Origin of the sequence: Streptomyces sp. NPDC127177 (assembly GCF_042672475.1) — a bacterium.
In the GTDB taxonomy this organism is placed as follows: Bacteria; Actinomycetota; Actinomycetes; order Streptomycetales; family Streptomycetaceae; genus Streptomyces.
Genome location: NZ_JBHXUW010000043.1, coordinates 1 through 14,158 on the forward strand (window position 1 = coordinate 1; position 14,158 = coordinate 14,158).

The 14,158-nt window shown below is 71.2% G+C and carries 13 protein-coding genes; 8 read left to right on the forward strand and 5 right to left on the reverse strand.

The window, feature by feature from the left end; genetic code table 11:
• Window positions 1-47: 47 nt before the first annotated feature.
• The gene (locus ACFVJX_RS24965) at window positions 48-818 is read right to left on the reverse strand and encodes an SLATT domain-containing protein (protein WP_385745774.1); all 771 of its coding nucleotides are present in this window, start codon (window positions 816-818) and stop codon (window positions 48-50) included.
• Window positions 819-1,203: 385 nt separating this feature from the next.
• Here ACFVJX_RS24965 and ACFVJX_RS24970 point away from each other — a divergent pair, with 385 nt between their 5' ends.
• The 7 genes from ACFVJX_RS24970 to ACFVJX_RS25000 all read left to right on the forward strand — a co-directional run bounded on the left by ACFVJX_RS24970 (window position 1,204) and on the right by ACFVJX_RS25000 (window position 7,801).
• Window positions 1,204-1,539 carry a YbaB/EbfC family nucleoid-associated protein gene (locus ACFVJX_RS24970; protein WP_073733753.1) on the forward strand — a complete coding sequence of 112 codons (336 nt, stop codon included), beginning with the start codon at window positions 1,204-1,206 and terminating at the stop codon, window positions 1,537-1,539.
• Between the two features lie 81 nt (window positions 1,540-1,620).
• Window positions 1,621-2,220 (forward strand): recombination mediator RecR, encoded by a 600-nt coding sequence (recR, locus tag ACFVJX_RS24975; RefSeq protein WP_384128350.1) that lies wholly within the window; start codon window positions 1,621-1,623, stop codon window positions 2,218-2,220.
• Window positions 2,221-2,309: 89 nt separating this feature from the next.
• Window positions 2,310-2,969: a DUF5063 domain-containing protein gene (locus ACFVJX_RS24980; RefSeq protein WP_384128348.1), complete on the forward strand. Its 660-nt coding sequence runs from the start codon at window positions 2,310-2,312 to the stop codon at window positions 2,967-2,969.
• Between the two features lie 256 nt (window positions 2,970-3,225).
• Window positions 3,226-4,497: an aspartate kinase gene (locus ACFVJX_RS24985; protein ID WP_384128347.1), complete on the forward strand. Its 1,272-nt coding sequence runs from the start codon at window positions 3,226-3,228 to the stop codon at window positions 4,495-4,497.
• Window positions 4,494-5,558 (forward strand): aspartate-semialdehyde dehydrogenase, encoded by a 1,065-nt coding sequence (locus ACFVJX_RS24990; protein WP_384128345.1) that lies wholly within the window; start codon window positions 4,494-4,496, stop codon window positions 5,556-5,558. Before ACFVJX_RS24985 ends, ACFVJX_RS24990 begins: the two co-directional genes overlap by 4 nt.
• Window positions 5,559-5,933: 375 nt before the next feature.
• A complete protein-coding gene (locus ACFVJX_RS24995; RefSeq protein ID WP_145767258.1) occupies window positions 5,934-6,509 on the forward strand; it encodes a SigE family RNA polymerase sigma factor in 576 nt (191 codons plus the stop codon).
• Between the two features lie 125 nt (window positions 6,510-6,634).
• Window positions 6,635-7,801 (forward strand): hypothetical protein, encoded by a 1,167-nt coding sequence (locus tag ACFVJX_RS25000; protein ID WP_384128343.1) that lies wholly within the window; start codon window positions 6,635-6,637, stop codon window positions 7,799-7,801.
• On the opposite strand, the gene ACFVJX_RS25005 is transcribed toward ACFVJX_RS25000, so the two are convergent.
• Window positions 7,768-8,772 (reverse strand): SURF1 family cytochrome oxidase biogenesis protein, encoded by a 1,005-nt coding sequence (locus ACFVJX_RS25005; RefSeq protein ID WP_384128341.1) that lies wholly within the window; start codon window positions 8,770-8,772, stop codon window positions 7,768-7,770. The two genes, ACFVJX_RS25000 and ACFVJX_RS25005, sit on opposite strands and share 34 nt — an antisense overlap.
• Window positions 8,773-8,902: 130 nt before the next feature.
• Window positions 8,903-10,744, reverse strand: a complete 1,842-nt coding sequence (locus ACFVJX_RS25010; RefSeq protein ID WP_384128339.1) for a S9 family peptidase — start codon at window positions 10,742-10,744, stop codon at window positions 8,903-8,905.
• A 71-nt stretch (window positions 10,745-10,815) separates the two neighbouring features.
• On the opposite strand from ACFVJX_RS25010, the gene ACFVJX_RS25015 reads away from it, so the two are divergent.
• The gene (locus ACFVJX_RS25015; protein WP_384128337.1) at window positions 10,816-11,646 is read left to right on the forward strand and encodes a class I SAM-dependent methyltransferase; all 831 of its coding nucleotides are present in this window, start codon (window positions 10,816-10,818) and stop codon (window positions 11,644-11,646) included.
• A gap of 276 nt (window positions 11,647-11,922) precedes the next feature.
• Here ACFVJX_RS25015 and ACFVJX_RS25020 read toward each other — a convergent pair whose 3' ends face one another.
• Both ACFVJX_RS25020 and ACFVJX_RS25025 read right to left on the reverse strand, forming a co-directional pair.
• Window positions 11,923-12,729 (reverse strand): SGNH/GDSL hydrolase family protein, encoded by an 807-nt coding sequence (locus tag ACFVJX_RS25020; protein ID WP_384128335.1) that lies wholly within the window; start codon window positions 12,727-12,729, stop codon window positions 11,923-11,925.
• Between the two features lie 304 nt (window positions 12,730-13,033).
• On the reverse strand, window positions 13,034-14,149 hold the full coding sequence (locus ACFVJX_RS25025; protein ID WP_384128333.1) for a cobalt-precorrin-5B (C(1))-methyltransferase: 1,116 nt from the start codon (window positions 14,147-14,149) through the stop codon (window positions 13,034-13,036).
• Window positions 14,150-14,158: the final 9 nt, after the last annotated feature.

Genomic DNA, 14,158 nt, shown 5'->3' on the forward strand with positions numbered 1-14,158 from the left:
ATCTTCAGCTGACCCCGGACCTCGCCGGCTCCCGGCGTCCGTGCCGCCTACCGTGCCTCCGGCGGGCGCTGCCGCGGCATGTTCGGCCGCCCCATCGACTGCAGCGGGAACCGCCCCGGCTGCGCTCCCTGGTCCGCACGCCCGCCGCCCGTCCCGCCGGAGACCAGGGCCTGCATCCCCATCGGCGCGGGACCGGCCCGGAACTCCACCATCCAGTCCGCGGTCTCGGACCGCACGAGCTCCGTGACGTCCTCCGAGAACCGCCGCAGCACACCGAGGCACCGCTCGGCCGCCTCGCTCGCCGTCCCCTCCGTCGGGCCGAGCACCTCCCGCACGCACTCCGATGCCCAGTCGAACTGGAGCACCTGGAGCCGTCGCTGTACGGCCTGTGCCGTGGCGAGATTCCTTATCCAGCCGGAGGTCAGTCCGAAGTACCGGTCGCAGGCCATGCACGCGGCGCCCAGCAGCAGCGACAGATAGCCCCAGCCCGCCGCGCCGTGCAACGCCCCCGTCAGGTCGAGCAGCGGCAGCGCGGCGCCCGCGATCGCACCGCCCGCCGTCCCCATCCGCAGCACCCTGGCCCCGCGCCGCTTCCACACCCGGTCGCCCAGATACCAGTCGGCGGTGCGCAGCGCGTCGGCCTCGACCCAGCGGTACAGCTCGTCGAGCCGCTGGGCCGGTTCGCCCCAGTCGCCGAGCGGGAAGGGCGTTCCGGTCAGATCCCGGCCCGGCGCGCCGGAGCCCGTACCCGAAGGAGCGGCGGAACCGGCCGGACCGGGCACACCGGAATCATTGCGGGGCGGCCCTTCGGGCTGCATCTCCGGCTGACTCACCGGGGTACTCCTCTGCATGCTGCATAGCGACGCGTGTTGCCGACCGCGTCCTCGACGATGGGCGGGATCTCTGCCCTCTGCTCCCTGGCGCTCGCTGCGACCGGCAGTACCCCGTGCGTAACCTTGCGTGACGGTTGGTGCACGTGCGTGTGCCGGGACGCATGCCCTTCCTACCGCCGAATGGTGGGCCGCGGGGTCGAAATCGCGGTTTTCCCGGGTGTGCAGGGGCTGTGATCAGGTATAGGAGCCACGGCACCGCTGACTCCATCTCACTCGAAAGAGTTGCTCGTCAGTGGGTGGAGCGGGCCGCCCGGGGACCACGTAGGCTCGGCTTACCGAAACATTTGTCGTCGAAATGCCTGGAGTGACCGTGATTCCCGGTGGTGGTCAGCCCAATATGCAGCAGCTGCTGCAGCAGGCCCAGAAGATGCAGCAGGACCTCGCCGAGGCTCAGGAGGAGCTGGCCAGGACCGAGGTCGACGGCCAGGCGGGAGGCGGTCTGGTCAAGGCGACCGTGACCGGTTCCGGCGAGCTGCGCGGCCTCGTGATCGATCCCAAGGCGGTGGACCCCGAGGACACCGAGACGCTCGCGGACCTCGTCGTCGCGGCGGTCCAGGCGGCGAACGAGAACGCCCAGGCGCTCCAGCAGCAGAAGCTGGGCCCGCTGGCCCAGGGGCTGGGCGGCATGCCCGGCCTGCCCTTCTGACCAAGGGCGTATCCAAGACGGTACGCACCCCCTACGGTACGTACCACGACCCGGCCGATCAGGCACAGGAAAGGCTTTCCGTTGTACGAAGGCGTGGTTCAGGAGCTCATCGACGAGTTGGGCAGGCTGCCCGGCGTCGGTCCCAAGAGCGCGCAGCGGATCGCCTTCCACATCCTCCAGGCGGAGCCCACGGATGTGCGCCGCCTCGCCCACGCCCTGCTCGAGGTCAAGGACAAGGTCCGCTTCTGCGCGGTCTGCGGCAACGTGGCCCAGCAGGAGCAGTGCGGGATCTGCCGCGACCCGCGCCGCGATCTGACGGTCATCTGTGTCGTCGAGGAGCCGAAGGACGTCGTCGCGATCGAGCGGACCCGTGAGTTCCGGGGCCGTTACCACGTCCTGGGCGGGGCGATCAGCCCCATCGAGGGCGTCGGGCCGGACGATCTGCGCATCCGTGAGCTGCTGGCCCGGCTGGCCGACGGCTCGATCACGGAGCTGATCCTGGCGACGGACCCGAACCTGGAGGGCGAGGCCACCGCGACGTACCTGGCGCGGATGGTCAAGCCGATGGGCCTGCGGGTCACGCGGCTGGCCAGCGGTCTGCCCGTGGGCGGCGACCTGGAGTACGCGGACGAGGTCACGCTCGGCCGCGCCTTCGAGGGGAGGCGTCTGCTCGATGTCTGACACCGGCCCCGCCCCTCACGACGGCTTTACGTTCAGCGCAGCTATGTTCTACCCACCGTCTGCGACCGTGCCCACGGGAGGTCCCCTCGATGTCTGACGCCACGCTGAACACTGTCACCCAGGATCCCGACGACTTCGCGGTCCAGATCGCCGACCAGATCAAGACGTTCATCGTCGCGGTCACCGCGGTCTCCAAGGTCGAGGAGCCGGAGGAAGCCGTCCCGGTGCTGCTGCTCCAGGTCTCCCAGCTCCTGCTGGCCGGGGGGCGGCTGGGCGCCTACGAGGACATCCTCCCGGACGAGCGCTACGAACCGGACCTGGGCGCCGAACCGGACGCGGACGGTCTGCGCGAGCGCTTCGCGGCCCTGCTGGAGCCGATCGACGTCTACTCCGAGGTCTTCGACCCGTACGAGCCCCGCAAGGCCCCGGTCCCGGCCCGGATCTCCGACGATCTGGCCGATCTGGTCACGGACCTGCGCCACGGCCTGGCCCATTACGAGGAGGACCGCACCACCGAGGCGCTGTGGTGGTGGCAGTTCTCCTACTTCTCCAACTGGGGTTCCACGGCCTCCGCCGCCCTGCGCGCCCTCCAGTCGCTGATCGCCCACATCCGGCTCAACCAGCCCCTCCAGGCGCTCGACGGCCTGGACACCGACCAGGACGCGGGCGACGACGACCTGGCCGAGGAGGCGGGCCGCGTGATGGTCGAGGAGATCGCTGGCCCGCTGGGGCTCCGGCCGGTCAAGTAACCGCCGGGCCGGTGCGGCGCCGGCGTGTGGGCAGGCCGGGCATGCGGGCCGGGCGTGTGGGCTGAGCGTGTGGGCTGGGACACAAACGGGAGTGGCCGGGCGATCGTCGGGCAGCAGCCTCGTACGAGCAGTTCGGAACGACGCGTCGATGATCACGTGGTGAGCGGGACATCTCAGCATGCGATATCAGCGAGGCGTTTCCGGACTGCTCGTTAAACTGAGCCGACCGCAGCAATGGATGGAGCGAGGAGCGCACGTGGGCCTTGTCGTGCAGAAGTACGGAGGTTCCTCCGTAGCCGATGCCGAGGGCATCAAGCGCGTCGCCAAGCGAATCGTCGATGCCAAGAAGAACGGCAACCAGGTGGTTGTCGTGGTGTCGGCGATGGGCGACACGACGGACGAGCTGATCGATCTCGCGGGGCAGGTGTCCCCGATCCCTGCCGGGCGAGAGTTCGACATGCTGCTGACCGCCGGGGAGCGGATCTCGATGGCCCTGCTGGCCATGGCGATCAAGAACCTGGGCCATGAGGCCCAGTCGTTCACCGGCAGCCAGGCCGGTGTCATCACCGACTCGGTCCACAACAAAGCGCGCATCATCGATGTGACGCCGGGCCGTATCCGTACGGCACTGGACGAGGGGAACATCGCGATCGTCGCGGGGTTCCAGGGCGTGTCCCAGGACAAGAAGGACATCACCACCCTCGGCCGCGGCGGATCCGACACCACCGCCGTCGCGCTCGCGGCCGCGCTGGACGCCGAGGTCTGTGAGATCTACACCGATGTGGACGGTGTCTTCACCGCCGACCCGCGGGTCGTCAAGAAGGCCCGGAAGATCGAGTGGATCTCCTTCGAGGACATGCTGGAGCTGGCGGCGTCCGGCTCCAAGGTGCTGCTGCACCGGTGCGTGGAATACGCACGCCGTTACAACATTCCGATCCACGTCCGCTCGTCCTTCTCGGGACTGCGCGGGACCTGGGTCAGCAACGAGCCGCAAGGGGACCAGCAGGTGGAGCACGCGATCATCTCCGGAGTCGCCCACGACGTCTCCGAGGCCAAGGTCACCGTCGTCGGCGTGCCCGACAAGCCGGGTGAGGCCGCCGCGATCTTCCGTACGATCGCGAACGCCGAGGTCAACATCGACATGGTGGTGCAGAACGTCTCCGCCGCGTCGACCGGTCTGACCGACATCTCGTTCACGCTCCCGAAGTCCGAGGGCCGCAAGGCCATCGACGCCCTGGAGCGCAACCGCGGTGCCATCGGCTTCGAGTCGCTGCGCTACGACGACCAGATCGCCAAGATCTCCCTGGTCGGCGCCGGTATGAAGACCAACCCGGGCGTCACGGCGGGCTTCTTCGAGGCGCTGTCCGACGCGGGCGTCAACATCGAGCTCATCTCGACCTCCGAGATCCGCATCTCGGTGGTCACCCGTGCCGACGACGTCATCGAGGCCGTGCGCGCCGTGCACACCGCCTTCGGTCTCGACAGCGACTCCGACGAGGCAGTCGTGTACGGGGGCACCGGCCGATGACCGCACGCCGCCCTTCGCTCGCGGTCGTCGGCGCGACCGGGGCGATCGGCGGCGTCATGCTCCAGATCCTTTCGGAACACGCGGATGTCTGGGGCGAGGTGAAGCTCATCGCCTCACCGCGTTCGGCCGGCGGCAAGCTGGTCGTGCGCGGTGAGGAGACCGAGGTCCTCGAACTCTCCGAGGACGTCTTCGACAACGTGGACGTGGCGCTGTTCCTGGCACCCGACGAGGTGTCCGCGCGCTGGGCGCCGCTCGCCGCCTCAAAGGGCACGGTCGTCATCGACGACTCCGCGGCCTTCAGGACGGACAGCGACGTCCCGCTCGTCGTCCCCGAGATCAACCCCCATGCCGCCAGGATCAGACCCCGCGGCATCGTGGCGAGCCCCAACTGCACGACACTCGCGCTGATCGTCGCGGTCGGCGCACTGCACGCCGAATTCGGCCTGCGGGAGCTCGTCGTCTCCTCGTACCAGGCCGTGAGCGGGGTCGGACGCGACGGCGTCGCCGCGCTGCGCGAGCAGCTGTCGATGGTCGCGGGCACGGAACTCGGTACGAAGCCGGGCGACGTACGCCGGGTCGTGGGGGACACGGACGGCGGGCCGTTCGCCGCGCCCGTCGCCCTCAACGTCGTGCCGTGGGCCGGGACGGACGCCGGGGACGGCTGGTCGTCCGAGGAGCTGGCGATCCGCGACGAGTGCCGCAAGATCCTCGATCTGCCGAGCCTGCGGGTGGCGGCGACCTGCGTCTACGTGCCCGTGATCGCGGCCCACTCGATGTCCGTGCACGCCCGCTTCGAGAACGAGGTCGCGGTCGACCGGGCGCACGAGATCCTGGCGACCGCCCCCGGCGTGGTGCTGTACGACAGCCCCGGCGCGGGCGATTTCCCGACCCCGTCCGATGTGGTGGGCACCGATCCCACCTGGGTCGGCCGGGTCCGACGGTCGATGGACGAGCCGAGGGCGCTCGAACTCTTCGTCTGCGGCGACAACCTGCGCAAGGGTGCCGCGCTGAACGTGGCCCAGATCGCCGAAGCGGTCGCCGCGGAATTCTCCGGCCCCTGAATTTCCCCGGTCCCGATCGAACCTGTTTTGTATGTTCTGTGAACGCCCTGTGAGCAACTTGCTGGTCTGAACCTCTTGAGCTGGGACGTCACGGTGTCCGACGATGACCTTTCGGCTCGTTGCAACCGCCGGTCGGGCGGCGTGCGTCTAAGCCGTCACTTCTTGCGCAGCGGGGCGCACATTCGGGGCATTTGGGGAAGAGCGGTTACGTATGAAGGCATATCGCAGGGCGTCAAACGCGGTGCCGTATGCGTACAACCCTGACGGGGGGAAACGTGTCCAACTGGCGTGGCAGAGGTACTCGATATCACAGTGGTGGGCCCCCTGCGCGGCGCTTCGGTGCGACCGCTCGGACGGCCCCGCGCGTCCGGCGGAATGCCGGTGATCGCGCCCATGCCCGCTGCGCGCCCCACGGGGCTGCCGTCACAGCGCGAGGGCGCTGACGACAGCGTGGCAGCCGGAACTACCGTCGACCATCTCACCGAGACCTACCGCGCCCACTACCGTTCGCTGCTCGGCCTCGCGGCCCTGCTGCTGGACGACACGGCGTCCTGTGAGGACGTCGTGCAGGAGGCGTTCATCCGCGTGCACTCGGCGCGCAACCGGGTACGGGAGCCCGAGAAGACACTCGCGTATCTGCGCCAGACCGTCGTCAACCTCTCCCGCTCCGCGCTGCGGCGACGCATCCTCGGGCTGAAGCTGCTCTCCAAGCCCATGCCCGACATGGCGAGCGCCGAGGAGGGCGCGTACGACCAGCTGGAACGGGACGCGCTCATCAAGGCGATGCGGGGGCTGCAAAGGCGCCAGCGGGAGGTGCTGGTGCTGCGTTACTTCGCGGACATGACCGAGGCGCAGGTCGCCACGACGCTCGGCATATCCCTGGGCTCGGTCAAGGCGTACGGCTCCCGCGGCATCGCGGCGCTGCGCGTGGTGATGGAGGCGCAGGCATGAGCCGGCGCGACGACCACGGGCGCGGACACGACGGCGGGCGCGGACACGACGGCGGGGACGCACACCGGCACGAGCTCACACGCGGACATCGGACTGACCGGACTGACCGGACTGGAAACGGAATTGTGAACCACGGGCCGGACAACACCCCGGGCACGGACCGCGACCCGGAACCGGTCGCGCGGCTGACCGATCTCTTCGGCGGCTCCAGCGGCTCCAGCGGCTCCAGCGGCTCCAGCGACGGCGGCGGTTTCCGCGACGGCGTGGATATCGACGAGGACGTGCTGCGTCGGCTGATGCACGGCGCCGTGCAGGGCCTCGAACCCGGCGACGGCAGCCTCGACCGGCTGTGCCGGGCGGTGCCCGCACGACGGGCCCGACGGCGGCAGGCGATCGTCGGAGCCGCGGCTGCGGCGCTGCTCATCGGAACCGCGGTACCCGCCTTCGTCCACGTCGCCGGCTCCGAGGGCTCGAGCACCGCCAGCCCGGCGATCGCCGGTCATGGCGAGCAGGCGCACGGCGGCAACGGCCAGGAGCCCGGACCGGGCACCGGCGGCGCGAACGACGGGGGTGCCGGCGACGGGCGCGAGAACGCCGGTCAGGGCATCCCCGACAGCGAGGCCGGCCCCTCCGCCGGCAACGGCCAGGGCCTGGAGGGCGAGGCGGCCGGCAGCTCCGCCGACGCGGCCGCCAGCGCGGCCGCCGAAATGCCGGCGTGCGATCCGGGCCAGCTCGCTGTCGCATCGGCCAGGACCGGCGCGGCGGCTGCCGACGGCACGGTGTACGGAGCGTTCCGGATCACCAATGTCTCCACCACGAACTGCTCGGTGAGCAGCGGCGGCACGGTGGGGTTCGAGGCGATGGGCGCGGCGGACCCGGCCAGGATCGCGGTCGTCCGGCACACCGCGGGGGACGCGGCGTCCGGGCTGCCCGACCCGGCAACGGAGGAGACGACGGTCCTGCTGAAGCCCGACATGGCGTACGAGGTGCAGTTCGCCTGGGTGCCGGGCGAGACCTGTCCGACGTCCGGCGGTTCACCCTCCCCGACGCCGACCGAAGGCGCCGGTGGCAGCACCGACGGCGCGGCCGGGACGAGTGCGGGCGGCGGCACCGGCGACACGGAATCGGGTGCGGAGACGCAGTTCGGCAGCGAGGACGGCGCCGGTACGGCGCAGGGCAGCGTCTCCGTGAAGCACACCCCGGAGCCGGGGGCGCCGGTCGCCGAGACGAAGATCAGCAACGCCTGCGCGGGCACGATCTACCGGACGGGCGCGCTGGAACCCGCGTCGTAGGAAGTGGACTCGAAACCGGCCTCCGGGCCGGTCTCCGCCGAGGCCGCGGTCTCCGCGTCGGTCTTCACGGAAGCCTCGGTCTCCACGGAAGCTCCCGCCTCCACGTCGGTCTTCACGGAGGCCTGCGCGTCGGTCTCCATGGAAGCTTGCGCCTCGGCCTCCGCGTCGGCGACGAGGCCCAGGCGCAGATCCCGGGCGGCCTCGGCCTCGCGCCGGACCAGCCGGAACCACATGAAGAGCACGAACGCCGCGAAGACGAACCACTCGCACAGGTAGCCGAGGTTCTGGAACGCCTTCAGATCGAGCCCGGTGCCCTGGGCGGCGGTGGCCGGCACGGGTCGCAGGACGGCGGCCTTTCCGCCCGAGGCCCGAGCGGCGGACGCCCCGCCCGTGCTGACGTCGGACCGCTGGAGCGTCACCCATGCGTCGTACACGTCGTACGGCACGAGGTTGACGAGTGACGCGGCGCTGATCATGCCGACCTGGCCATCGGGGAGTCCGCCCGTCGCGTCGACCCCGGCGGTACCCGCGTTCTCCGAGGCCTGGAGGTCACCGGTCACGGTGACGGTGCCGGTGGGCGCGGCCGGTACCGGAGTGTGTCCGGCCTTCCCGGGCAGCCAGCCCCGCACCACGGGCAGGGCCTTGCCGCTGCCGTCGGTGCGCAGCATCCCCACCACGTAGAAGCCGTCCCGTTCGTCCAGCTTCCGGCCGGGCACCAGGAACTGGTCGGCGTACCGGCCGGTCGCGGTGGCGGGCCGGCCGGAGGTCTCGGTGTCGACGGGCAGCAGCTCGTCGAGCGGCTCGGCGGCCCGTGTGCCGGGAGCGGGCCGCTGCTCGGCGGCCTCGTGCGTCTGCACGCGGTCCTCGAAGCGGCCGAGCTGCCAGGTGCCCATGAACACGCAGAACGGGATGGCCAGCACGACGAAGAGGTTGATCCCCCACCATCGCGGGGTCAGCAGGAACCGGTACACCCCTCCACGGTACGGTCCCCGCTCCGGGCCTCCGGAGCGGGGGCACCCGTGGAGCCGCCCTTTATCCGGCCCCTACGCGGCTCCACGCGGGCCTCCGAGTGCCCCGGCGGCGCCCGGTGCGACGCCGGAGCTACTCGACGCCACCGCCCGGCGTGCCCAGGTGGCGGGCGGCGAAGTCGAGCTCCAGGCGCACCTGCTTGATCCGCTCCTCCACGACGAGCGAGCCGTGACCCGCGTCGTACCGGTAGACCTCGTGCACCGCGTCGCGGTCCTTCAGCCGGTCCACGTAGTTCTCCACCTGGCGGATCGGGCAGCGCGGGTCGTTGACGCCCGCCGAGATGTAGACCGGGGCCCGCACGGCGTCGACGTAGGTGAGGGGGGACGAGGCCTCGAAGCGTTCCGGTACCTCCTCCGGTGTCCCGCCCAGCAGGGTGCGGTCCATCGCCTTCAGGGCCTCCATTTCGTCGTGGTACGCCGTGACGTAGTCCGCGACCGGGACCGCGGCCAGGCCCAGGGCCCAGTCGCCGGGCTGCGTACCGAGGCCCAGCAGGGTCAGATAGCCGCCCCAGGAACCGCCGGCCAGGACCAGCTTGGCCGGGTCCGCGAGGCCGGACTTCACCGCCCACTCCCGCACCGCCGCGATGTCCTCGAGCTCGATCAGGCCGACCCGGTGCTTGAGCGCGTCCGTCCACGCCCGCCCGTAGCCGGTCGAACCGCGGTAGTTGACCCGGACGACCGCGTAGCCGTGGTCCACCCAGGCGGCGGGCCCGCTCGCGAAGGCGTCGCTGTCGTGCCAGGTCGGGCCGCCGTGGATCTCGAAGACGGTCGGGAACGGGCCCTCGGCCGGGGCCGCGGGCCGCTGGACGAGCGCGTGGACACGGCCCCCGGGGCCGTCCACCCACACGTCCTCGACCGGTACGGAACGCGGAGCCTTCGCACCCGGCGGATCGAGCACCACCGCACCGGCCGTGGACCGGACGACGGGCGGCTCGGCGGCCGACGACCACAGGTACTCCACCGTGCCGTCCGGCCGGGCGGTGGCGCCCGAGACGGAACCGGTGGGCGTCTCCACCCGTGCCAGGGTGCCGTCGCCCGCGGCCGGCTCGTACCGCCACAGCTCGCTGCGGGCCTCGAAACCGTGCTCGATCAGCAGCGCGGAGCCGTCCGCGTACCACTCGGCGCCCACATCGCCGGGCAGGTCGATGGCGAGATCCGTCTCCGTGCCCGTCACCGGGTCCCAGATCATCGGCTCCCAGCGGCCGCGCCGCTGATGCCCCACCAGCAGCCGGGTGTCCCCGGCCACCGGGGCGAAGCCGAGCACGGCCAGACCCAGCTCCTTCGTGCCCCCCTCGGTGTCGTCCAGCTCGGCGACCGCGGTGCCGTCGGGCCGCACCACACGCAGTGCTGAGTGCATCGCGTCACCGTGCTCGGTGTGCTCCAGCGCGATCAGCGTCCCGTCGTACGAGAGGTCGCCCACCCCGGCCGACTCGCGGTGGCGGTAGATCTCGACGGGCTCCGCCCCGGGGCGCACGACATGGACCGTCGTGCCGTCCTCGTCCGTCGAACGGCCTACCACCGCCGTCCCGTCCCGTCCGATCGCGAGCCCGGCCGGGTACGAGGGCTCGAGACCGGGTGCCGCCGGCTCGTCCACAGCCCCCTCGGCGTCGGCGCGGAAGGGGCGGCGCAGCCACACCCCGAACTCGTCACCGTCGGTGTCGTCGAACCACCAGATGGCCTCGCCGTCGGGCGTCAGCACACCGTCCGTCGTCCCGTTGGGCCGGTCGGTCACCTGGCGCTGCTCGCCCGAGGCCCGGTCCCAGGCGTACAGCTCGTACGTCCCCGTCGCATTGGAGACGAACAGGGCGCGGTCCGGCGCGTCCTCCGCCCAGTCGGGCAGGGACACCCGGGGAGCCCGGAAGCGCTGCTCCCACTCCGGAGCGGAATCGGTCGTCGAACCAGTGGTCTCAGTCATGCCCCCCATTCTGCGCCGGGCCGCCGACAATCCGTTCGCCCCCTCCTCAGCCTGTGGATAACCTCGCGGGCATGCATGCACCGATACCCGTCGACTGGCGCGAGGCCAACCGCGCGATGTGGGATGAACGTGTGCCCATCCATACCGGCAGTGACTTCTACGATCTGGACTCCTTCCGCGCGGGGAAGGACTCCCTGCGCGCCTTCGAGCTGACTGAGGTCGGGGACGTGACCGGCCGGTCGCTGCTGCACCTGCAGTGCCACATCGGCCTCGACACCCTGTCCTGGGCCCGGCACGGCGCCGCCCAGGTCGTCGGTCTCGACTTCTCCGAACCGGCCGTCGAGACCGCCCGTTCGCTGGCCGCGGAGCTGGGCCTCGGCCCGGACCGGGCGGCGTTCGTCGCCGCCGACGTCCACGACGCGGCCGAGGCCGTCCCGGACTCCTCGTACGACATCGTCTACACCGGTGTCGGCGCGCTGAACTGGCTGCCCGACATCGACCGCTGGGCCGAGACCGCGGCCTCGCTGGTCGCGCCCGGGGGGTTTCTCTATCTGGCGGAGTTCCATCCGTTCACCGACTGCCTCGACGACGCGACCGGCGAAAGGATCGTGCACGACTACTTCAGCCGGGACGCCTGGGTGGACGAGACGCCGGGGACGTACGCGGACTTCGACGCGCCGACCGTCCACAACCGCAGTGTCGAATGGCAGCACCCGGTGGGCAGCGTGGTCTCGGCACTGGCCGCGGCCGGGCTGCGGATCGAGTTCCTGCACGAGCACGACGCCTCGCTCTTCGCCCGCTTCCCGGTGCTTGAGCGGCAGCAGGACGGCTGCTTCCGCTTCCCGGCGGACCGGCCGCGCATCCCGCTGATGTACTCGCTCAAGGCGACCCGGCCGCGGTAGCCGGCAGCCGGGGCGGGCCGGGCCGGGCGGACAGGGGCGGACGGGGCCGGACCGGACGGGGCCGGGGCCGTCCGTCCGGGCAGAGACATACCGGGCACGGCAGCGGCGCGGCAGGGCCTCGGATGTGGGGGGCTCCGGGACCGCTGCCGCGCCGCTGCGACGTGCTTCTGCTGTGCTTCTTGTTACCTGTGCTGCTCGTGTTGCCTGTGCAGCTCGTCCTGCCTGTGCAGCTCGTGTTTCTCGTGCTGCTCGTGCTGCTCGTGCTTCCTTCGGTTCCTACGCGACCGAGCTGAACGCGGGCAGGTAGCCGCCCGACTGTCCTTCGGCCGTGGGGTGGTAGGAGTTCTCGATGGGGATCGAGACGCTGTGCAGCCACGCGTCGCCGGAGCACAGCTCGTGCCCGGTGAACTCGTCGGCGACGCCGGAGAAGGTGAATCCGGCGTTGGCGGCCTGCTTGGCGATGACGCCGTTCAGCACGTCGGACGCGTTGTTGATGGCCGTGCGCTCCGCCTCCGTGAGCCCGGCGATGCAGCTTCCGTCGATCTTGTAGAAGCGCGGGTAGCCGAGCACCACGACATGTGCCTGCGGGGCCTTCGAGTGGATCGACCCGTAGAGCGAGCTGAGGCCCGCCGGCAGCGAGCCGTTCATCTGCGAGACGGCCGAGTCGACGGCGGCGAGGCAGGCGGCCTCGCCGGACAGCACACAGTCCTGCATGACGTCGGCGAACCCGACGTCGTTGCCGCCCGCGGTCACGCTGACCAGGGAGGTCGACGCGCTCAGCGCGCCGAGCTGACTGCTCGCCACCGAGCCGCTGGTGGCGCCCGAACAGGCGACGAAGTCGAACGAGGACGGCGAGTTCGCCGCCGCCCAGAGGTAGGCGTAGGCATGGGTGCTGCGACGGCAGTCACCGCTGTCGGAGAGGTAGTCTCCCGCGCCGACGCCGGAGGAGTACGAGTCGCCCAGGGCGACGTACCCCCCGGCGGCAGCCGGGGAGGACGCCGAGGCCGGCTGGGCGATGCCCAGAGCGGCCACGGCGGCGAGGATCAGAGTGGATGCGGACGCCCAGAATCTCCGTACTGACATAGCTGTCAGCCCTCCGAATTGTGGGGGGTGGGTGGGGGGTTGAGTGAGCGTCAACTGTTTTAGCAGCTTCGGGTACCAGTCGGTAATAGGCTTGCGCGAACGTGTCGGAATTGCCCGAATGATCGTTCGGCAGTCGTAGCTCCGCGCGTAGATAAACCCCGAACTCCCCCCGAAACAAGGGGTTTACGGTGATCGGGCCGTCACTTCGCAGGTGACCGCGCGAGAGCCGCGCGCATGCTCGTCATACGTCGTGAGGCGCCGGGGGAGTGCGGGGTGCTGCGCCTGGCGTCCCTGCCTGGCTCGCTCAGCGCACGCTGCTGCGCCCGACGACCGTGCCCGCCCGGTCGATACAGACGACATCGACGGCGACCGGCGCGCCCCGCAGCACCGACAGCGCCTCGTCCCGTGCCGCCACGGCCACCAGGTCGCCCAGCGGCACGCCCCGGGCGAGGCAGGAACGGAGCGCGGCGAGACCGGTGTTCGCGGCAGCCACCTCGGCCACCAGGGCCTCGTCGCCGCCGCCTCGCCCGGCCAGCCCGGCGAGGAAGGACGGATCGACCTGGGAACGGCCCGAGTGCAGGTCGAGATGGCCGGCGGCGAGCTTCGACAGTTTGGCGAAACCCCCGCAGATCGTGAGCCGTTCGACGGGATGACGGCGTACGTACTTCAGGACCGCGCCCGCGAAGTCCCCCATGTCCAGCAGGGCGATCTCCGGCAGGCCGTACTCGGACACCACGGTCTTCTCCGAGGTCGATCCGGTGCAGCCGGCCACATGGCGCTGCCCGGCGGCCAGGGCCACGTCCACCCCACGGCGGATCGAGTCGATCCACGCCGAGCAGGAGTAGGGCACCACCACACCGGTCGTCCCCAGGATCGACAGACCGCCCAGGATGCCGAGCCGCGGATTCCAGGTGGAGCGGGCGATCTCCTCGCCGTCGTCCACCGACAGCGTGATCTCCACGTCCCCCGTACCGCCGTGCGCCGCGGCGACCTGCCCGATGTGCTCGCGCATCATCCGGCGCGGAACCGGGTTGACCGCGGGCTCACCGACGTCGAGCGGCAGGCCGGGCAGCGTGACCGTACCCACGCCGGGACCGGCCCTGAACACCACGCCCGAGCCCGGCGGCAGTGTCCGCACGGTGGACCGGACGAGGGCGCCGTGCGTCACATCCGGATCGTCGCCCGCGTCCTTGACCACCCCGACCGTCGCCACGCCCCCGCCCAGCTCCTCCACCGCGAGCGCGAACGCGGGGGTCCGGCCGCCGGGCAGCGTGATCGTCACCGGGTCGGGGAAGTCGCCGGTCAGCAGGGCGGTGTACGCGGCGGTGGTGGCCGCGGTCGCGCAGGCGCCGGTCGTCCAGCCCGGCCGCAGACCGGTGTGTTTGAGTTGGGCGCCGCGTCCGCCCGACGGCTCACCCATGGAGGGACC